Genomic DNA, 21,114 nt, shown 5'->3' with positions numbered 1-21,114 from the left:
GAAATGTGAGAGGTGACATACATGGGCATCAAGGCTGAAGAAATCAGCAGTCTGATTAAACAACAGATTGAGAATTATGAATCTGAACTTAAAGTAAGCGAAGTTGGTACAGTTATCCGTATTGGTGACGGTATCGCTCTTGCTCATGGCCTCGACAACGCCATGGCTGGAGAACTTCTAGAGTTCTCTAACGGTGTTATGGGTATGGCTCAAAACCTAGAAGAAGGTAACGTTGGTATCGTAATCTTAGGTCCATACGCTGACATCAAAGAAGGCGATGAAGTTCGTCGTACAGGTCGTATCATGGAAGTACCAGTTGGTGAAGAACTAATTGGCCGTGTTGTAAACCCACTTGGTCAACCAGTGGATGGACAAGGTCCAATCAACACAACAAAATCTCGTCCAATCGAAAGTCCAGCTTTCGGTGTAATGGCTCGTAAATCAGTACACGAACCACTACAAACTGGTATCAAAGCGATTGACGCTTTAGTACCAATCGGTCGTGGTCAACGTGAGTTAATCATCGGTGACCGTCAAACTGGTAAAACATCAGTAGCAATCGATACAATCTTAAACCAAACTGGTGAAAATATGATTTGTATCTATGTTGCTATCGGTCAAAAAGAATCAACTGTACGTGGTGTAGTTGAAACGTTACGTAAGCACGGTGCATTAGATTATACAATCGTTGTAACTGCTGCTGCGTCTCAACCAGCTCCATTACTATACTTAGCACCATTTGCTGGTGTTTCTATGGCAGAAGAATTCATGTTACAAGGTAAGCACGTATTAATCGTGTATGATGATCTTTCTAAACAAGCATCAGCTTACCGTGAACTTTCACTTCTTCTACGCCGTCCTCCAGGTCGTGAAGCATACCCTGGTGACGTGTTCTACTTACACAGCCGCTTACTTGAACGTGCTGCGAAGTTAAATGAAACATATCAAAATGGTTCTATTACAGCTCTTCCATTCGTTGAGACACAAGCTGGGGATATCTCTGCATACATCCCAACTAACGTAATCTCAATTACTGATGGACAAATTTTCTTACAATCTGACTTATTCAACTCAGGTGTACGTCCAGCGATTAACGCCGGTCTTTCTGTATCACGTGTAGGTGGATCTGCTCAAATTAAAGCGATGAAAAAAGTTGCGGGTACTCTACGTCTTGACTTAGCTGCATTCCGTGAGCTTGAATCATTTGCTCAATTCGGTTCAGATTTAGATAAAATCACACTTGCTAAACTTGAGCGTGGTAAACGTACGGTTGAAGTGCTTAAACAAGACCTAAACAAACCACTTAAAGTTGAAAAGCAAGTTGCTATCCTTTATGCATTAACTAAAGGTCACTTAGATGATATTCCAGTACAAGATATCGTTCGCTTTGAAGGTGAATTCTTAAGCTGGTTAGAAACAAACCACACAAACGTTTTAGATCACGTTCGTACTACAAAAGAACTTGCTCCTGATGCGGATTACGTAGCAGCTTTAACTGAGTTCAAAAAAACTTTCGCTAAATCAGAATAAGTTCGAGCTAGTCACTTGATTAAAAAACAAAAGGTGGTGAAATACCAGTGGTAAACTTACGCGAAATAAAAGGTCGTATTAATTCTACAAAGAGTACGAAACAAATTACGAAAGCGATGCAGATGGTTTCTTCTTCCAAGTTACGTCGTGCAGAGCAAAATGCTAAAGCGTACGTTCCTTACATGGAAAAAATCCAGGACGTAGTAGGCGCAATCGCTTCAGGAACAAAAGACAGTGGACATCCAATGTTAACTGCTCGTCCTGTTAAGAAAACAGCTTACTTAGTCATTGGTTCTGACCGTGGGCTTGCAGGTGCTTACAACTCAAGTATCCTACGTCAAGTACAACGTACAATTGACGAGCGTCATAAATCAAAAGACGAATACGTTATTTTAGCAGTAGGTCGTGTTGTTCGTGACTACTTTGTGAAACGTGATCATAATGTCATCAGCGATGTTATCGGTCTTCCGGACCAACCAACATTTGCTGATATTAAAGAAATCGCTCGTAAAGCTGTTGGTATGTTCACTGATGGTACGTATGATGAACTTTATATGTACTACAATCACTTTGTCAGCGCTATTGCTAGCGAAGTGACAGAGAAAAAACTTCTTCCATTAACGGATCTTGCACCTGCTAGCAGTAATGCTTCTTACGAATTCGAGCCATCTGGTGAAGCAATTCTAGAAGTATTACTTCCACAATACGCGGAAAGCTTAGTTTACGGCGCATTATTAGATGGAAAAGCAAGTGAACATGCTTCTCGTATGACGGCTATGAAAAATGCAACTGATAACGCATCTGATCTTATTTCAGACCTTTCATTGCAATATAACCGTGCACGTCAAGCGGCGATTACACAAGAAATTACAGAAATCGTTGGTGGAGCTGCAGCCTTAGAATAGGCCCAGCTTCCCAATGTCGTATAAGAATACGATAGGAGGATACACAGTAATGAATAAAGGACATGTTATTCAAGTAATGGGTCCAGTTGTTGACGTAAAATTTAACAATGGCCAATTACCAGCAATCTATAACTCATTAACAGTTAAGATTGAACGTCCTAATGAAGAACCAACAATTCTTGCATTAGAAGTTGCTCTTCATTTAGGTGATGATTCTGTTCGTACAATTGCAATGTCATCTACTGATGGCTTACAACGTGGAGCAGAAGTAACAGACTCAGGAAAAGCTATCTCAGTACCAGTTGGTGAAGTTACTTTAGGTCGTGTATTCAACGTACTTGGAGAAGTAATCGACTTAGGTGAAGAGATTCCAGCTGACGTTCGTCGTGATTCAATTCACCGCGAAGCACCATCTTTCGATGAACTTTCAACTACAGTTGAAATTCTTGAAACAGGTATCAAAGTAGTAGACTTATTAGCACCATATATCAAAGGTGGTAAAATCGGTCTATTCGGTGGTGCCGGTGTAGGTAAAACTGTATTAATCCAAGAATTAATCAACAACATCGCACAAGAGCACTCAGGTATCTCTGTATTCGCTGGTGTAGGTGAGCGTACTCGTGAAGGGAACGACTTATTCTTCGAGATGAGCGATTCAGGCGTTATCAAGCAAACAGCGATGGTATTCGGTCAAATGAACGAGCCACCAGGTGCACGTATGCGTGTAGCTTTAACTGGTCTTACAATGGCAGAATACTTCCGTGATGAGCAAGGTGCTGACGTACTTTTATTCATCGACAATATCTTCCGTTTCACACAAGCAGGTTCTGAGGTTTCTGCCCTATTAGGTCGTATGCCTTCTGCGGTAGGTTACCAACCAACACTTGCAACTGAAATGGGTAAATTACAAGAACGTATCACATCTACTAACAAAGGTTCTGTAACTTCTATTCAAGCGATCTATGTACCAGCCGATGACTATACTGACCCGGCTCCAGCTACAACTTTCGCCCACTTAGATGCGACTACTAACCTTGAGCGTAAATTATCAGAAATGGGTATCTACCCTGCGGTTGACCCATTAGCTTCGACTTCTCGTGCTTTATCACCAGAAATCGTAGGCGCTGAGCACTACGCAATTGCTACTGGTGTACAACGTACAATCCAACGTTACCGTGAATTACAAGATATCATTGCTATCTTAGGTATGGATGAATTATCTGATGAAGATAAACAAACAGTAGAACGTGCTCGTCGTATTCAATTCTTCTTATCTCAAAACTTCCACGTTGCGGAACAATTTACTGGTCAAAAAGGTTCTTATGTACCTGTCAAAGAAACTGTTCGCTCATTCAAGGAAATCCTTGATGGCAAATGGGATCATCTACCAGAAGATGCTTTCCGTCTAGTTGGATCTATTGATGAAGTAGTTGAAAAAGCGAAAAGCATGGGCGTAGAGGTTTAATACTAGGGACGAGGAGGAAAAAATATGAAGACAGTTCTAGTCAATATTGTCACTCCCGACGGCCCAGTATACGATTCTGAAGTATCAATGGTAATCGCTAAAACAACTTCAGGTGAAATCGGTGTTCTTGCAGGCCATATTCCTATGGTTGCTCCACTTGCAATTGGTGCAGTGAAGCTTAAAAAAGAAGACGGTTCAACTGAACTAGTTGCCTTAAGCGGTGGTTTCATTGAAGTTCGCCCTGAAAAAATCTCAATTTTAGCGCCATCTGCTGAAATTGCTGAAAGCATCGATGTTAAACGTGCTAAAGAAGCCGTTAAACGTGCTGAAGGTCGTCTTCAAGATAAACAAGATAACATTGATTTCAAACGTGCTGACCTAGCATTAAAACGTGCGTTGAATCGTATCAACGTTCATGAGGGTAATATCTAATTCAAATTTTAACGGGCAGATTCAACATCTGTCCGTTTTTTAACATTATGCTACCGTTTGAACGTATCGCTAAAGGAATTAATATGGAGGAACCGACATGGAAATATATGAGGCAATAGGGCAGGAAGCTTTAATAGGGATTTTATCGCATATATTTTTTATCGCTATTACTTTTTATGCACTACAAGCGTTTATACTAGAAAAAATCTTTAAGAAGAATAAAGTTTTTCAAATCCAATTAATTTATATTTTATTAAGTATTGCGATAGGATCAGCCGTTTCTAATTTCTTTCTGCAAATTTCAAACTGGTCAGGGAAGCTTCCGTATTTATTTTAATAGCCCCTTATTACTATCTTTACGTTAGTAATTGAACTACATATTTCACAGGGCTTTATAACATAATTTATGCGGTCCTTTGAAATATGTAAATATTAGTTTAACTTTTTTTAACGGATGTCTTTTGTACTGAAAGCAACGTAGCGACAGGTACAGAATTCTCCCATCTCTTAAGGTGATGAGATGAATTCGGACGCAATTATTCCTTGGAATAATTGATATAAATCCATTAGATTTGGTTTTTGTTCACAAATCTTTGGGTAGATATTAGAAATTAACGCTTTTCTTCCGTGTTATTGGTCATTCACAAAAAAAAAAATCATGCGTACAATAAATAAATAGCAAAATATCAATAAATGACGTAAAATAGTGATTTGGATGCTTGAACGAGCGTAAGAAAAGTTGTACTATAGAGTTGTTTGTTTACTGATTATGACATTATACTTCTTTTTAAAATAAAATTTTGATAGATTATTAGATTGAATTCGGAGGGACATAGGGTGGAAAAAATAATAGTGACTGGCGGCCAAAAGCTACAGGGAAAAGTGCGCGTAGAGGGCGCAAAAAATGCGGTGTTACCAATCCTAGCAGCGGCTTTACTTGCTTCTAAAGGAGAAAATGTAATTAAAGAAGTCCCTAACTTAGCAGATGTCTTTACTATAAATGAAGTACTTAAAAGTCTAAATGCGGCAGTTACATATATACCTGAGGATAATACAGTATATATAGATACAACAAAAGAACTTTCTAGTGAAGCTCAATTTGAATTTGTCAGTAAAATGCGTGCATCAATTTTAGTGATGGGTTCCTTACTTGCTCGAAATGGCTATGCTCGTGTTGCTTTACCAGGGGGCTGTGCAATCGGTTCCCGTCCAATTGAGTTACATTTAAAGGGCTTTGAAGCTATGGGAGCAAAAATTTCTTTTGGCCATGGATATGTAGAGGCGAAGGCAGAAGGACGTTTAAAAGGCGCAAACGTGTATTTGGACTTCCCTAGCGTTGGGGCAACTGAAAATATTATGACAGCTGCAGCCTTAGCGCAAGGAACAACTGTAATTGAAAATGCTGCAAAAGAACCTGAAATTGTAGATCTTGCAAACTTCATTAATAGTATGGGTGGTCGTGTCATCGGTGCAGGTACGAATACGATTCGTATCGAAGGAGTCGATACATTATATGGAACAGAACATCATATTATTCCTGACCGTATTGAAGCTGGTACATTTATGGTTGCAGCAGCAATTACAAAAGGGGATGTAACGATTGAAAATGCTGTTCCTGAACATATGACAGCATTAATCGCAAAGATGCGTGAAATGGGTGTAGAAATAACTGAGCTAGATGAAGGAATCCGTGTACGTGCTCCTAAAACATTAAAAGCTGTTGATATTAAAACTATGCCACATCCAGGCTTCCCGACAGATATGCAATCTCAAATGATGGCATTAATGTTAACTGCTGAAGGTACGAGTATTATTACGGAAACGGTATTTGAAAATCGTTTTATGCATGTTGAGGAGTTCCGTCGCATGAATGCCGGTGCTAAAATAGAAGGACGTTCTGTGTTTATCGAAGGGCCTGTAAATCTTCAGGGTGCTGAAGTAATGGCGACTGATTTACGAGCTGCGGCTGCACTAATTTTAGCAGGCCTTGTATCTGAAGGTGTGACTAGAGTGACAAAGCTTCATCATTTAGATCGCGGTTATGTTGATTTCCATGGCAAGCTAGCTTCACTTGGCGCACAAATTGAACGCGTACCAGTTGAGGAAGTTATCATTAAAGAAAAAGCAACTGTTGAATTACCAACAAACTAAATAAATTTATAAACCCTTTGCTTACGAGCAGAGGGTTTTTTCTTCGTTAAGCGCTTTGCTACATTCGTTCAGTTTTATCGGAACGATTCTAAGATTTTTCGGATTGATTTTTGTTTGTATCGGAACAATTACCTTCTGCTTACCTCGCCAACGTCCACATATTTTCAAGAATTCTAGCATATTATTCCTTATGAAAAAATGGATAATGAGTATAGGCATAATTTGTTTGATTGGAGCATTATATATGCTTCCTGTGGCATTTGGTGAAAGACTTACGGTTAAGAATTCGCCTGCAACAACAGAGCAAGCTTGTGAAATATTCATAGAAGTGGAGGGACAACAAGAGAAAATCCCTTTAGAAACTTACGTAACTGGTGTGGTAGCTGCAGAAATGCCTGTTTCATTTAAAAAAGAAGCTTTAAAGGCACAAGCTATTGCAGCAAGGACATACGCGTTGAAATCGACAAATTACGGTAAAATAGCTATCGCTCCTACTGTTGCTAGACAAGTTTTTTACAATAAGGAGCAAAGAAAAGCGAATTGGACTAGCAATTTCCCGGGGAATGAAAAGAAAATTGTCGAGGCTATTAACGAAACGAAAGGACAAGTTCTTCTATATAATAATGAATTAATTACGGCAATGTTTCATTCTACGAGCAATGGGAAAACAGAAAGTGCCTACGATTTTAGTGGCAATGATGTCCCTTATTTACAAAGTGTTGCGAGTAATTCGGATCTATCATCACCAAAGTTTTCAGCGATGAAAGAATGGACATTAGCTGAATGGAATGCGCTTTGGCCTGTTAAATGGCAGGTAAGTGACTTCAACCGTGTACAGTTTTTTGTAAATGATTCAGGACGTGTTGAGCGCATGCAGTTAGGTAAGAATGTATGGTCAGGACGAGAAGTGCGAACACTTTTAGAAATATCATCAACGGATTTTAAAATTGCCTATAATTCTGCCGCTGGAAAAGTACAAGTGAGTACGAAAGGATACGGGCATGGGGTAGGAATGAGTCAATATGGAGCAGAGGCTATGGCAAGTGATGGGAAAACTGCTGACGAAATTTTACACTATTATTATCAAGATATTGAAATAAAAAAGATAGACGCATGTTTAAAATAACTTCTAGTTGTTCACACTGCAACTAGAGGTGATGAAAATGAGAGAGGATAAAAATAGTAAAACTTCTCAAAATCAACAAGATGAAAAAGTTCAATTACAGAAGAAACCATGGTTTTGGCCAGCAGTTTACGCTGGTGGGGCTCTAATGCTAGCAGGTTTGCTACTTGGTTACAATAGTCTTGTATCCAAAGTAGAAGAAGCTCCGTCACCAAACGTAGCAGAAGTAGATTCAGGTCCTGTAGTTGAAACAAATGCAAAAACAGAAACAATGAAGTACCCGTTCAAAGAGGCGAATCTTAGTAAGATGCAAGTTTCGCAAGAGTTTTATGAAGTAGAAGCTAATGCAGAGTCGCGTGAAAAAGCACTAATGGTATTTAATCAAACATTTACGACATCTTCCGGTATTACTCTTTCTATGAATGGTGAAGAATTTGAAGTACTTGCTGCTCTTAGTGGTAAAGTAAAACAAGTAAAACTTGATGCATTTACAGGCAATAAAATTGTTATCGAGCATGCAGATGGTAAGGAAACACATTATAGCTCTGTAAAAGACATTGCTGTCAAGGAAGGCGATGAGGTAACTCAAGGTCAAGTACTTGGAAAAGCAACTGACAATGAGTGGAACCAAACAGCTGGTGTTAGCTTGCATTTTGAAGTACTAGAAAACGGAAAATATATTAATCCGAAAAAATTACTAGCCTTTTAATTTATTTCAATGCTAGGACAAAAAGAAAAATGTTAGACCTAGATATAATAGGTCTAACATTTTTTTTGTTAGTGTTACATCATATTTTTCGAAATTTATATCATTTAGTTAAATGATATCACTATTTTGTCGATATTTTACAGGATAACTAAAATTGAGGAGGGATAATTGTATTTTACACGATATCGTTTTCTCCTCTTATTTAATACTGAATTTTTTCGAAAAAAGAATTCTATGAATGCTTAAGACCAGCGAAAACACGGCTCGGAAAAGAGGGTATAAGTTGTTTTCATAACATTACGAATAGTATATTCACACAGGATTAATCGATACAACAGTTATCTGCTCAAGTTCTTGGGTTTGAATAAATTTGTATAGCAAAAAAATATAAGATAATCAGTTATGAAAGATACAGAGAGGTGATTTTGATGGAAAGTGATCTTCAAGATATTCGCAAAGAATCGAGGCCAATAATCTTTACGCTTATATTAGTCATAGCTACTTTTGCAGTTTTCTTTATTAGTCGTTTCGTGAATGAACCATACCTAACTATTTGTTTATGGCTATTCGCATTAATAGATATTGGATTTATTGTTTCAATGGTGATGGGGATTAGAACTAAAAAAACAAATATTATAATTTTAAGTGTCTTTGTCAATAGTCTATGTTTTGTAATTTTGACTATATTTTTATTATTAGTTAGCTTTGGGATAGGATTTTCTGAAGCATAATAAAAAAGTATGAAAAAAATTTTTACAACAGCAGTTCTAGGTATATTGTCCATTTCAATGTTGCTTACGGGGACAGATGCTAAAGCATTCAAATGAAATTAAAAATGAATTCCTGAAGAATCAGCTTTTAGAAAACATTAAAGTCGAGTACCCAAGTGCACAATATATTGATTTGACTGAGGAAGAATTACAAAAACAAGAAGAAGTAAATTTGGGAATCAGAGCTTCAGCTCCATCGTTGAATTATTTAGAAGTTTACGCTACTTATGAATATTTTAGCCCAAGTCAGTTGTCTTCGGTTTATGATCATGGAGGGAACGAACTTTATATAGTTACAGTGGAACTAGGATATGGCCACATTAGATATGCTAAATTTAATGGTCTTAATTTGAAAGAATATATGAGAGAGTCTATAAGACTTAGATGGCGATAATATAGTTGATGGATGGTATATATGGTGGGATGCTAGTGGTACATTTAATTATCAAAACACTTCAGCGAATTTTCAGGGAATACAATATAAGTATGGTAATTTAATTGGTTATCAAAGTAAGATGAAGGTTCTTGATATTGTTGGAAAAAAAGAGTAGCGAGTGCTGCTCTTTTTTGGTTTGGTGGTAACTGGAGGGAGAAGGTAAAACGTGGCGGATGAAGAATGCATAAAAAATCGGTATTTTATCGTGAAAATGTAAAATGTGTTCTGAACAGCTTTGTCCTCACATAAGGTGAAGAAATGCGCAGACGTGCATCTGATGCCATTTGTGAAATTGTGTGGAAAGGACGAAGAACGTGCACGAGCACATTCGGAAGCGCTGCATACGCCTCGGTGAATTATTGATTGAGACGCGTGAAACTGTGCGTGTCCTCGCGAAAATGACAGGTTATTCAAAAAGTACGGTGCACAAAGATTTAACAGAGCGACTGCCAACAATTCATGAAGGATTAGCTGAGCAAGTAAAGGAAATACTCGCCTACCATAAGGCCGTACGTCATATTCGTGGAGGAGAGGCAACGAAAAACAAGTGGAAGGAAAGAACGAGTCAAGATTGATTCGTTCTTTTTTGATGCAAAGGACAAGCTTCCTTACAGACTCAGCACAAAATTGGGATAACATTGTTACATGTATATTAGTAGTGAAGACTTGGTGACTCCTTGGAGATCAGCGTAACAGATGGGACCCTGAAGCGTGTCGGGGAACGAAGGCTAAAAGCATTACGTCCTGTGATAACACCTTCGTGATCAACATCCTGCTGTTGTTGCTGACGCTACGCTTTCGCACAAAAAACACCTGTTGCCTCGAACCCCCAGGAAAGTACCCAGTCGGAACGGAAATCAACCCCACGTTAGGCGATGAGTCAAAAAAATGTTGAAACGATTTCTTCTTTTCAATAAGTGTTCATATAATTGAAAGAATGCAGTTCAGTTAACTAAAATTAGGTGTAATTACCAGTTCGATATGATAAAATATTCTAGATAAACAGATAAAAATGAACGTTATATAGTTGGAAATGGCGGGAAGGAGAAATTATAAAATATGTTTTCGAAAGATATTGGCATTGACTTAGGAACTGCGAACGTATTAATCCACGTTAAAGGTAAAGGAATCGTCTTAAATGAACCATCAGTTGTGGCGATTGATAAAAAAACAAATAAAGTATTAGCGGTGGGAGAAGAGGCTCGCCAAATGGTAGGGCGTACACCAGGCAATATTACTGCAATTCGACCACTACGAGATGGTGTCATTGCAGATTTTGACGTTACAGAAGCGATGCTAAAACATTTCATCAACAAATTAAACGTCAAAGGATTTTTAGCTAAACCACGTATTTTAATTTGCTGTCCAACAAACATTACTAGTGTTGAACAAAAAGCTATTCGTGAAGCTGCTGAAAAATCAGGTGGAAAAAAAGTATACTTAGAAGAAGAACCAAAAGTGGCAGCTATTGGAGCAGGCATGGACATATTCCAACCTAGTGGCAATATGGTAGTTGATATTGGCGGCGGGACAACAGATATTGCAGTCCTATCAATGGGTGATATTGTAACGAGTGAGTCCATTAAAGTGGCAGGAGATATTTTTGATAATGATATTTTACAATATATTAAAAAAGAATATAAATTGCTAATTGGTGAACGTACTGCAGAAGCCATAAAAATTACTATCGGTACAGTGTTTAAAGGTAGCCGAAACGATTCAATGGACATTCGTGGTCGAGACATGGTGACAGGTTTACCACGTACAATAACGATTCACTCAGAAGAAATTGAACGTGCATTACATGAATCGGTTGCTATGATCGTCCAATCTGCAAAAAATGTTTTAGAAAAAACACCACCAGAGTTATCGGCTGATATAATTGATCGTGGGGTCATTATTACTGGCGGTGGTGCATTATTACATGGTATGGACCAGCTATTAATCGAAGAGCTAAAAGTACCTGTGTTCATTGCAGAGCAACCTATGGATTGTGTAGCAATTGGTACAGGCATTATGCTTGAAAACATTGATCGAGTGCCCGCATCCTTATAAAAACATAATGAGGTGATTCCTTTGTTTAAAGGGTTTTATACAGTTGCAACTGGTATGATTGCACAACAAAGACGAACAGAATTACTTACCAACAATTTATCAAATGCTAATACACCAGGATTTAAAGCAGACCAATCAACAATCCGCTCATTTCCTGACATGCTCATGTCAAGTGTAGGAAAAACGAATGCACCTGCTAACCAGCAAGCAGGCTCTCAATATATGAGCCAAGTTGGCGCATTAAATACAGGGATTTATATGCAAGAAACATTACCAAATTACATACAAGGCCAAATCTATAGCACTGATTTCACAACAGATATGGCTTTGATTGATGGAAACTTACCGCAAAATGAAGATGGTACTTCTGGATCTATTTTCTTCCGTTTAGCACATCCAGATGGGGGCGAAGCATATACACGTAACGGGAATTTTACATTAGATGGCCAAGGCTATTTAGTAAATCCACAGGGACTGTATGTGCTATCAGACAGAGGTCAGCGTATCCAGCTACCGAATGATGATTTCCGCCTAGATGAGAACGGAGCAATTTATGTTAATAATCAGCAAGTAGCTCGTGTTGGAGTATCATTTTCAGCGAATCCGAACATGCTAAGTAAACAGGATAATGGCTTAATGCGAACAGAAAATGGTCAGAACTTACCGACAGCTTACGGTGCCAATGGCGTAGCCTTTACACTGAGTCAAAATTATCTAGAGGGCTCAAACGTAGACTCTAGTCGTACAATGACTGATTTAATGACAGCATATCGCGCTTTCGAAGCTAATCAAAAAGTGTTACAGGCTTACGATCGCAGTATGGAAAAGGCTGCAAATGAAATCGGGAAAGTATAATAGGCAAACTGGAGGCGTTTGAACATGCTACGTACAATGATGACAGCAACAAACACGATGGGGCAATTACAAAATAAACTAGATACTATTAGTAATAACATTGCCAATAGCAATACAGTCGGTTATAAAACGCAAGAAGCTACATTTAATGAACTGCTGTATCAGCAATTTAATAATGATAAGCAAGACCGTGCTGACCGACAATCACCTGTTGGTATCCGTTATGGCTCAGGTGCAATGCTTGGACAAATCCAATCAAATCAAAAGCAAGGCTCTTTACAAACAACAAATCGCGATCTTGATTTAGCTTTTACTAAACCAAAGCAATATTTCAATGTTTTGATGCCAGAAGGTGAAAATGGCACAAAAACAGTGTATACTCGTCAAGGTGACTTTTATTTATCACCATTAAATAATGGAACAGTAATGGTTGTAACTGCAGATGGATATCCATTGGCAAACTCAGCAGGACAAGCTATTACATTACCGGATAATGTAAAAAGTTTTGCTATTAGTAATGGGGGCGTATTAGAGGCATCCTATCCAAATGGAGATATTATTCGTACTGATTTAGCAGTGACAGAGTTCCAAAAGCCACAGCTAATGGAGAAAATCTCTGGCTCCTATGTTGGATTGCCGAATAACTTAGCGCAGCTTGGATATACACAAGCTGAAGTTGTCACTGAATTACAAGGAGCAAATCGTCAGCAAATTGGCATGCAGAGCGGTTCGCTAGAAATGTCGAATGTAGATCTTTCAAAGGAAATGACGGATTTAATTCAGACGCAGCGTTCTTATCAATTCAATGCAAGAGCTGTAACTTTAGCAGACCAAATGCTTGGGCTCATTAATGGTATTCGATAGTAAATCCGTTATTACTGTTTAGTAAGTAATGAAGAGGAGTACAATCTATGACAAACGATTCAAGTCGAGGTTCTATGCAAACAAAAGAAACCGATACGCCACCAGAAGAGAAGGAACACGGCTCAAATGGAGAGCAACGAGAGGTTCGCTGGGTGCAAATACGGCTGATTCCGATTTGGCTTCGCGTTGTACTTATTATCATCTTAGTTGTTATTGCCGCAGTTGTAGGTGCAATGTTTGGCTATAGTGTAATTGGACAAGGTAAAGCCATGGACGTTTTCAAACCAGAAACATGGCAGCATATATTTGATATTATGAATGGTAAAGAATAAAATTATTCTTTACCATACTTTGTGTTTACATAAAATATCTTCATTCAGTAAGTGTCCAACACCTACTAAATGAAGATATAGCCTCTGGCGGATGCAATTACGCCAAGGCGAAATAGATATTAAGGGGGAAAAGAAAATGTTAACAGCAGAACAAATTCAAGCAATTTTACCGCATCGTTATCCTTTTTTATTCGTTGATCGTATCGTTGAATTAGAAGAAGGCAAGCGTGCAGTTGGTTTAAAAAATGTCTCTATGAACGAAGACTTTTTTAATGGGCATTTCCCTGGCTACCCAGTAATGCCTGGGGTTTTAATAGTAGAGGCGCTAGCACAAGTTGGTGGTGTAGCGTTATTAAACGCAGATGAATTCAAAGGTCGTTTAGCTTTCTTGACGGGTATTGATAATTGTCGTTTCAAGCGTCAAGTAGTACCGGGAGATCAACTTCGATTAGAGGTAGAGTTCGTGAAACTGCGTGGAGCAATGGGCAAAGGTCACGGTGTGGCCACAGTCGATGGAGAATTAGTATGTGAAGCGGATATTTTATTCGCTATTGGGCCAGAGCAACCAAAACAGGCTTAATTTGCAATTATAGGCTTAAAGATATAAAATAATGATGTCGAATAATGTCTTTACTGTTAATCCTTTTAATAGTTTATTACTTTCAGTGACATGAATGCAGTTAAAGATATCACGGATTGAAATGTTTTATAAAAATGCAATGGCGTATAGTGATTGTGAATTGAAATACATGTAATTTTAGTTTTGTTTTTAAAACGTAGGAGGATTATATAGATGTATAAGGAATTGTCTTCAGGGGTTAAAATTAGCATTACGCGTTCGATTTCAACATCTTTTGAATCATACTTAGCAAGTATTGATTGGAAAGAAGAGCGTTTTTCTATGGAAGACTTTATTGCTAGCTGGCAAACTTATTTTCAAGTAAATGCCGCATGGATCGAAAAAATCCCAGCAGATGTTTTGATGAGTACTGAATTCCATGAAGAGATGGCGCAAAAAATTGATGAAGTAATTGCAAAAATTTTAAATGAAGAACCAACAGCTAAGCAAATTGAAACAATCGAGGCCATGCAAAAAGAGCTAGGTACAAACTATAGCTTCAACTGTAAAGCAGAAGCAGCATACGTTGAACACCTATTAAAAGAAAAACAAAAATAGTTTGTACAAAAATCGGATAGTTCCCTCCTTTCCCGGGCAATCTATGTAGGATCACAAATACACACATTGTATTTGTTGACATAGCATCGAGAAAGGAGGATTTTTCTATGTGGAGAATGTCATTTTTGGCAATTATTCTTGCTGCTTTATTCCTTGGAGGTTGTAACTGGGGAAACAGAGCTGTTGAAACAAGACCAGCGGAGAATGTTAAACACGACGTTCGCAGAGGTGTTGAGAAAGTAGAAGACGTTGTAGAGCCGTCTCGAAGAAATGACGTTTACAATCGTGACGTAAATGGTGTTAACCGTAACACTGTTCTTCCTGAAGCTACAGCACCAGGTACTACTACACCAAGAACTACAACACCAGGTACAACAACAGTACCAGGAACTACTACAACGCCAGGAACAAATGCTGATTTAAATGGTACAAACACCGTACCAAATGCAAACGGCGTTGTTAAAGAAAAAATCGTCGAAGAGAAAGTAACGCGATAATATAAAAAAGAGTGTTCCTAACTAATGGAACACTCTTTTTTCGTTTTCGTGTGGGAGAAAATACGCGAATGGAAGAGGGCAATATCCGCAATATTTGCGGGAGAGAAGTGAATACTCGCGGGGGAGAAGTGAATACTCGCGAAGAGAAGTGAACACCGCGAAGAGAGAGTGAATACCCGCGGAGAGAAGTGAATACTCGCGGAAGAGGAGTGAATACTCGCGAAGAGAAGTGAAATACTCGCGGAAGAGAAGCGAATACTCGCGGAAGAGAAGTGAATACCCGCGAAGAGAGCGAATACTCGCGGGCAAGATGGAAATACCCGCGCAAAGGTGAAAAACCTACTAAATATCCTCAGGAAGAGCGGAAAAATGGCTTCATATATTCCACTAAATTTTCGGGTAATTGGTAAACACGATTTTTATAAGAACCTGTATAGGGAAATTGAAATTTTCTAAGTAAACGATTTGCAGCATCAATGGAATGAATACCGAAAAATTCACGTAGCTGTTTATTGGTAATTGTTGATCCAACTAAGTATCGATAATCTTGTAAAGCTTCAGCAAAAATTTCTTCGCTTGCAAATTGACAGTACGAACATTTCCAAATCCCGCGAGCATAGTGCATTTGGGATTTGTATTGGCATTGCGGACAAAGTACACCTTGGTGATATCTTGAGGAATCAATAAAAGCCGTAATTTTCGGTGGCTGATGTCTGCAAAGGAGTTGTTGAGCTATTTGAGTTAACTGTTCATCGCTTAAAATGGGTTGTGTATATTTTTTAAAAAAGGAATGAAGATGTTTTTGAAGTCCTGAAACATGGAAAATCGGAATTGTATTTGGATGACTGGCAATAATCGCAGAGGGGTTGGCGATGATAACCGCACCCTCAATGGGGAGAGAATAGTTTTTGGAAATAACTTTAAGAAATTGCATATGTCGCTGGATCTGAGTAATTGCATTGGGAAATCCTTCGACAGTTCCATCTGGCTTCGTTCGAATACATTGATGTGTAATGTCGTCAAAATCAAGACGTCCGTTAATATTTTTTATTTCAACAACTAGCACAAAATTACTGCAAATAAAAAGCGTATCGAGTTGATGTGAATGCTGAGCAGAATTCATCAGAATTAAATTATGTAACACTAAAAAAGTATAGGGACATACTAATTCAAGCCATTCATGGTCAACTTTCCTTTCACCAGCAAAGCCAGCATCGAATCTTCGAAATTGCTCATTATAATAGCTAAAATCAGGGTCCTCTTCGAATAACCGCCTCTTTAAAGCCTCAAGCCACGATAATTTTAATGGCTTTTCCCTAACAGCAATAGTCAAGTGTAGTTACCTCCTATAAATTTTACATCGTATTGTACCTTAAAATCTCTACCTGTCCAATAAAAAAATAACGATGCAAATTTTTGCATCGTTAAATCGAGTTTAATCATTTTTGAGTTTTGGTCGTTCTTTCATACCGTGTGAGAAGCGGTCCAATAGCTTATCTAACGTAACTCCCTCAGCTAGTAATTCGGCTAGTAATTGCTCGGCATATTTCGAGCGTTTTGTCTTTAGCGTCCCTTTTAAAAGGACAGAGATGTGCTCGCCAATTTCTTGAACTGTATGTACGACAACCTGGAAAGGAGCAGGCTCATTATCTGGGAATGAAATAACCGCACGTACATTAAAGACAGTAGCATTTGTTAAAAGTTCATCAAAAATTGAACGATATTGCCGGTCCATAAACAGTTCGAGAATCCAAGATTGATGGCTGTTCTCCTGGTTAATAATAATACCATCGACTAAAGGGAAAGGTTGCATGCCATCTTTTGTGACAAGGTCAAAGGAAAGCATCTTAAATGTTTTCATTATGTAAAATCCTCCTAAGTCGGTCATCCTTTTTAGTATAACATATTCAATTAGCCCTGTTTAACTTCATTCAGCAAGTGTTTTGGTAGCGAAAGCGAAGCGTTAGGTACAGATGTCTCCAACCTCTAAAGGGGAGGGACTCACTCTAAGAACGCCATGTCCTGTGGCATTACCGAAATGACCGACATCGAGGCCAAAGCTCAAAAGCCGATTTCGGATGCTACGCCGAAGCATAATTGATGATAGGGTCAATACTGTGTTTTCGCACAATTTGCAAAAACAGCGAAATTGTATATTTTAACGATTAGCATTTGTTATTACAGCGAAAAGCATTCAGCCTAAAAAATCTTTCAATAACTGAAAAGTAAAAGCCTCAATATACCCAATTTATGATTAAAAATTAAGGAAAATGATAAAAATCGACTTTTGCCAATGTTGGATTAATTTTTGTAAGATGAGGGCAATCAAAAGCAAAGGAGGTGAATCAATGAACCAAGTCGGACTGGTCGGAAGGTTAACAAAGGATCCAGTGTTACGACACTTATCTGGAAATCGCGTGCAAGCACATTTTACTCTAGCCATTAATCGCAATTACAAAAACAGTCGTGGGGAAGTGGATGCTGACTTTATTCTCTGTAGTACGCCAAGTTCCATTATAAGCCTGATTTAAAGGTGAAATATGGGGGATTTGCAATCAAAAAAATTCTGATAATTTTTATCTGAATTTCAAGTTTCAATTTCTAACTCTATAATCGAATAGATAGGTGAAATCCCTATCCAAGGTAAATCCTCATTAACCTTGTCTATGATACCCCTGCATGCTGTCATTAATGCAATTGATGATGGTGTGAAGTCAGGTAAGGTCGTAGCCTGATGTCGAGCCACAAATTCGACTATATGGAGCGGTAGTCCTTAAAAACATTACTATGACAACCTAACGGGAACCAGCGTATGTACGCGTCGTGAATAAAGCCCCTTTTAATTTTGTGGTCAAAGAAGGGATACCCATGGGAAGGATATTAGGTTTGCAGGTCCTAATAACCCCTGTATACAGTGTCAACAGTACTGTACACATTGAACTATGTTGTTTGAGGAAGTTCTAACATAGCAAGTACCATCGGCGTAGAGTTGGTGTCTAAGGTTTTGTAAATATAGGGATAGATTATAGGGAACTTGGGAAGCCTCATGGGTTAGCAAGATGATTGTATCATCGTTAAGAGCACTATGAGGTGGCAGCGGTTCCGTAGTAGTGCTGAAGCATCTGTAATAGATGTGGAGCGAAGGGAACCAGTCGGAGTTAGGACAGATTAAGTGAATTATCTTGTCTAAACAAACCACAACCTAGTTGTGTGGGCGTCAAACAGTTAATTTATTCTCGCCACTTCTACATGGGGGAATGGGAATGAAGGTTAAAGGACAAGGTATTATAAGCGAAGCCGGACTTAATAATTTACTCGATAATATGTACGCTCTATCGCGCAAAAGGGATGAACCTTTTTACAACTTAGTTGAGTTAGCCATGAATAGGCAAGTTATTCTAACAGCTATACACAACATTAAGAGTAATAAAGGGAGTAAAACAGCGGGAATTGATAAGAAGGACATAGATGTCTACCTCCAAATGGACTTTGAGAAGTTGGTCAGTCTTATTAATAAAACCCTAAGTAATTATAATCCCCTTCCAGTGAGAAGGAAGTATATTCCAAAAAGTAACGGTAGGAGAAGAGCTTTGGGTATTCCTACAATGTTAGATAGAGTCATCCAAGAAATTGTTAAGATTACTATCGAACCTATTCTTGAAGCTAAATTTTTCAAACATAGCTATGGTTTTCGACCGTACAGGTCAGCAGAACACGCCATAGCCAGAATAATCGACTTGGTTAGACGTGGGAAAAACTACTATATAGTAGAAGGTGACATCGAAGGTTTCTTTGACAACATCAACCATAACAAACTCATCGAATTATTATGGAATATGGGTATTCGAGACAAGCGTATGTTAGCTATCATCAAGAAAATGCTTAAAGCGGGCGTTATGGAAGATGATAAATCATACAAAACGGATATGGGAACACCTCAAGGTGGTATTATTTCCCCGTTATTAGCTAATGTATACCTAAATGGGTTGGACCATCTCATTGCAGATGAATGGGAAAATCATTTAGGTAAGGGTACTATCAGTGGAAATCATAGAAACATACACCGTCACTTGCGTTACGGTGGTCATGAACCATGTTGGTTTGTCAGGTACGCAGATGATTGGGTTATATTATGTGATTCGATGGATAGAGCCGAAAGAATTCTTAAGAAAGCCGATAAGTATCTCAATCACGTCTTGAAACTCAAGTTATCACAAGAAAAGACTCTCATTACGGATATCCGTAAGAATAGAGCAAGATTCTTAGGGTTTGAGATTATGGCCGAAAAAGCTAGGATGAGGGACATTGTAGTGGGAAAGGCAATACCTAACATTAAGAAATTGGATGAAAAGGTTGCCGAAGTACTCAAAGATGTCAATAAGCTTAAATTATTCAAGAACGACTATGATAGAGCAGTTAGTATTGAGAAAATAAATGCTAAAATAGTTGGGATTGGCAACTATTATGCAATATCGAATTATTCATATCTCTTTAGGAAGCTAGATGGTAGGTTAGACTACCGAACATTTAAAACCTTTAGGAATATATACGGTAAAGATAAGGTGGAGGCAATGCGTTTTGAAGCAGAACAAGTTAGAAACAGAATTGACAGGCATAAAGGCATTAAAACTAAGGTTTATGCGGTTAATGTTGATGACGTGAACATCGGTTTAACAAGGTTCAGCTTCACTAAAAGCAGAAAAGCAATGAACTTTAATCAAAACATCACTCCATATACTGCCGAAGGTAGAAAAATAAACGAGATAAGGAGTAAGACAAAGCTAAAGCTGGATAGACCAACCATTTACAATGTAAATGACCTTGAATTTGTCGCTCTACATCAAATCAAACCTTCCAAGAAATCCGATAAACTATATAATTTCGAATATATGATGAATCGGGAATATGCCTACAATAGAGATAAGGGTAAATGTAAATGTTGCAAAGTTGTAGTTGCTGGCTTTAACGTCCATTGCCATCACATCAATAAATTTTTACCAATGGAGAAAATAAACAAGGTAATGAACCTTGCGACAATCTGTAAAGGTTGCCATTCGGTTATCCATAATAAAAATCTATCAGTCGTGGATGCATCCGTTATGAAGAAGATAAACAAGTATCGAGATAAATTAACTAAAACGAATACTAGCTTAGAAAAATCACTTAAATAGTCGTAAACATTAGACCGTGAGGATAATGTTTTACCCAAGTAATCCAAAATTACTTTCAACAAAGGTCTAATTTCGATGGAACGCCGTGTGCGGTGAAAGTCGCATGCACGGTGTGGGGCGGGGGAAAACCTAGAGATTACTTCAAAGGGTTACCTATCGCCATCAGTATGGGGAAGGCTTGCAGAGCATATCGTCAAATATTGCGGAAAAGGCTCATTAATTGGGGTGAATGGTCGTATTCAATCAAGATCATTTTTAAATGAAGAAAGCACAAAGGTTTTTATAACGGAAGTAGTCGTAGAAGATGTCCGATTTTATCGGCTTAAGCCAAGGGATAGCGATGGGGCATTTGTGCCTCCAAAGCCACCAGATGAGCAGGAAGGCTTAAAGGATTTTGTGCTACCTGAGGCAGAAGTACAATTGCCAGCAATATAGCAGTTCTAGTGGGTACATACGGGGCAAGTGCCAAGTTGTCTGATCCGCCATTCTCCTTCTATTGCTTGCGCCGTAATCAATTTAGAAAGGAATGATGTCTACATTTCATAACGTAGTTCATTGCTGAAGACCGCACAGCAATGAGCAGATTAAATACAACTAAATATAAATATGAAGTAAGTAGGGGAAGAAGTAACAGTAAGATCC

23 protein-coding genes are annotated in these 21,114 nt (G+C 38.4%); 21 read left to right on the top strand and 2 right to left on the bottom strand.

Translation table 11 applies throughout. The features are described from left to right. Positions 1-21: 21 nt before the first annotated feature. The 18 genes from atpA (at position 22) to ACQKOG_RS13665 (ending at position 15,301) form a co-directional block, all read left to right on the top strand. Positions 22-1,530 (top strand): F0F1 ATP synthase subunit alpha, encoded by a 1,509-nt coding sequence (gene atpA, locus ACQKOG_RS13750; protein ID WP_053596444.1) that lies wholly within the window; start codon positions 22-24, stop codon positions 1,528-1,530. 47 nt (positions 1,531-1,577) lie between these two features. Next, positions 1,578-2,435: an ATP synthase F1 subunit gamma gene (gene atpG / locus ACQKOG_RS13745; protein ID WP_370078471.1), complete on the top strand. Its 858-nt coding sequence runs from the start codon at positions 1,578-1,580 to the stop codon at positions 2,433-2,435. A gap of 49 nt (positions 2,436-2,484) precedes the next feature. After that, the gene (atpD, locus tag ACQKOG_RS13740) at positions 2,485-3,900 is read left to right on the top strand and encodes a F0F1 ATP synthase subunit beta (RefSeq protein ID WP_079559414.1); all 1,416 of its coding nucleotides are present in this window, start codon (positions 2,485-2,487) and stop codon (positions 3,898-3,900) included. Between the two features lie 24 nt (positions 3,901-3,924). Then, on the top strand, positions 3,925-4,332 hold the full coding sequence (locus tag ACQKOG_RS13735) for a F0F1 ATP synthase subunit epsilon (protein ID WP_370078469.1): 408 nt from the start codon (positions 3,925-3,927) through the stop codon (positions 4,330-4,332). Positions 4,333-4,429: 97 nt separating this feature from the next. Beyond that, positions 4,430-4,669 carry a DUF1146 family protein gene (locus ACQKOG_RS13730; protein ID WP_370078467.1) on the top strand — a complete coding sequence of 80 codons (240 nt, stop codon included), beginning with the start codon at positions 4,430-4,432 and terminating at the stop codon, positions 4,667-4,669. A gap of 500 nt (positions 4,670-5,169) precedes the next feature. Beyond that, positions 5,170-6,483: a UDP-N-acetylglucosamine 1-carboxyvinyltransferase gene (gene murA / locus ACQKOG_RS13725; protein WP_370078465.1), complete on the top strand. Its 1,314-nt coding sequence runs from the start codon at positions 5,170-5,172 to the stop codon at positions 6,481-6,483. Positions 6,484-6,688: 205 nt separating this feature from the next. Further along, positions 6,689-7,609, top strand: coding sequence for a stage II sporulation protein D (spoIID, locus tag ACQKOG_RS13720; protein ID WP_370078463.1), 921 nt, complete (start codon positions 6,689-6,691; stop codon positions 7,607-7,609). Between the two features lie 37 nt (positions 7,610-7,646). Continuing rightward, entirely contained in the window at positions 7,647-8,315 is a 669-nt protein-coding gene (locus ACQKOG_RS13715) for a peptidoglycan DD-metalloendopeptidase family protein (protein ID WP_402872114.1), read from the top strand. A 428-nt stretch (positions 8,316-8,743) separates the two neighbouring features. Continuing rightward, entirely contained in the window at positions 8,744-9,046 is a 303-nt protein-coding gene (locus ACQKOG_RS13710; protein ID WP_370078459.1) for a hypothetical protein, read from the top strand. A 76-nt stretch (positions 9,047-9,122) separates the two neighbouring features. Next, positions 9,123-9,479, top strand: coding sequence for a DUF4879 domain-containing protein (locus tag ACQKOG_RS13705; RefSeq protein ID WP_370078457.1), 357 nt, complete (start codon positions 9,123-9,125; stop codon positions 9,477-9,479). 356 nt (positions 9,480-9,835) lie between these two features. Continuing rightward, on the top strand, positions 9,836-10,096 hold the full coding sequence (locus ACQKOG_RS13700; protein WP_049668034.1) for a sporulation transcriptional regulator SpoIIID: 261 nt from the start codon (positions 9,836-9,838) through the stop codon (positions 10,094-10,096). Positions 10,097-10,580: 484 nt separating this feature from the next. Then, on the top strand, positions 10,581-11,576 hold the full coding sequence (locus ACQKOG_RS13695) for a rod shape-determining protein (protein WP_053484433.1): 996 nt from the start codon (positions 10,581-10,583) through the stop codon (positions 11,574-11,576). 21 nt (positions 11,577-11,597) lie between these two features. Further along, positions 11,598-12,431, top strand: coding sequence for a flagellar hook-basal body protein (locus ACQKOG_RS13690; protein ID WP_370078453.1), 834 nt, complete (start codon positions 11,598-11,600; stop codon positions 12,429-12,431). 24 nt (positions 12,432-12,455) lie between these two features. Then, entirely contained in the window at positions 12,456-13,295 is an 840-nt protein-coding gene (locus ACQKOG_RS13685) for a flagellar hook-basal body protein (protein ID WP_387083852.1), read from the top strand. A 47-nt stretch (positions 13,296-13,342) separates the two neighbouring features. Continuing rightward, positions 13,343-13,627, top strand: a complete 285-nt coding sequence (locus ACQKOG_RS13680; protein ID WP_370078449.1) for a DNA-directed RNA polymerase subunit beta — start codon at positions 13,343-13,345, stop codon at positions 13,625-13,627. Between the two features lie 136 nt (positions 13,628-13,763). Beyond that, entirely contained in the window at positions 13,764-14,207 is a 444-nt protein-coding gene (fabZ, locus tag ACQKOG_RS13675) for a 3-hydroxyacyl-ACP dehydratase FabZ (RefSeq protein WP_132360390.1), read from the top strand. Positions 14,208-14,420: 213 nt separating this feature from the next. Beyond that, positions 14,421-14,804 (top strand): hypothetical protein, encoded by a 384-nt coding sequence (locus tag ACQKOG_RS13670; RefSeq protein WP_370078445.1) that lies wholly within the window; start codon positions 14,421-14,423, stop codon positions 14,802-14,804. A 107-nt stretch (positions 14,805-14,911) separates the two neighbouring features. Next, complete coding sequence (locus ACQKOG_RS13665) at positions 14,912-15,301, top strand: hypothetical protein (RefSeq protein ID WP_370078443.1); 390 nt, start codon at positions 14,912-14,914, stop codon at positions 15,299-15,301. 352 nt (positions 15,302-15,653) lie between these two features. On the opposite strand, the gene ACQKOG_RS13660 is transcribed toward ACQKOG_RS13665, so the two are convergent. Then, the gene (locus ACQKOG_RS13660; RefSeq protein WP_427447014.1) at positions 15,654-16,634 is read right to left on the bottom strand and encodes a nuclease-related domain-containing protein; all 981 of its coding nucleotides are present in this window, start codon (positions 16,632-16,634) and stop codon (positions 15,654-15,656) included. A gap of 102 nt (positions 16,635-16,736) precedes the next feature. Further along, complete coding sequence (locus ACQKOG_RS13655) at positions 16,737-17,162, bottom strand: YwpF family protein (RefSeq protein WP_370078439.1); 426 nt, start codon at positions 17,160-17,162, stop codon at positions 16,737-16,739. Between the two features lie 487 nt (positions 17,163-17,649). Here ACQKOG_RS13655 and ACQKOG_RS13650 point away from each other — a divergent pair, with 487 nt between their 5' ends. The 3 genes from ACQKOG_RS13650 to ACQKOG_RS13640 all read left to right on the top strand — a co-directional run bounded on the left by ACQKOG_RS13650 (position 17,650) and on the right by ACQKOG_RS13640 (position 20,907). Then, positions 17,650-17,832 (top strand): single-stranded DNA-binding protein, encoded by a 183-nt coding sequence (locus ACQKOG_RS13650; RefSeq protein ID WP_370078437.1) that lies wholly within the window; start codon positions 17,650-17,652, stop codon positions 17,830-17,832. Between the two features lie 732 nt (positions 17,833-18,564). After that, on the top strand, positions 18,565-20,472 hold the full coding sequence (gene ltrA / locus ACQKOG_RS13645; RefSeq protein WP_370078435.1) for a group II intron reverse transcriptase/maturase: 1,908 nt from the start codon (positions 18,565-18,567) through the stop codon (positions 20,470-20,472). A gap of 135 nt (positions 20,473-20,607) precedes the next feature. Further along, a complete protein-coding gene (locus ACQKOG_RS13640) occupies positions 20,608-20,907 on the top strand; it encodes a single-stranded DNA-binding protein (protein WP_370078495.1) in 300 nt (99 codons plus the stop codon). Positions 20,908-21,114 lie beyond the last annotated feature (207 nt).

The organism is Lysinibacillus sp. NPDC093216, from assembly GCF_050280325.1.
GTDB lineage: Bacteria > Bacillota > Bacilli > Bacillales_A > Planococcaceae > Lysinibacillus.
This window is presented reverse-complemented; position numbering and strand designations above follow the sequence as displayed.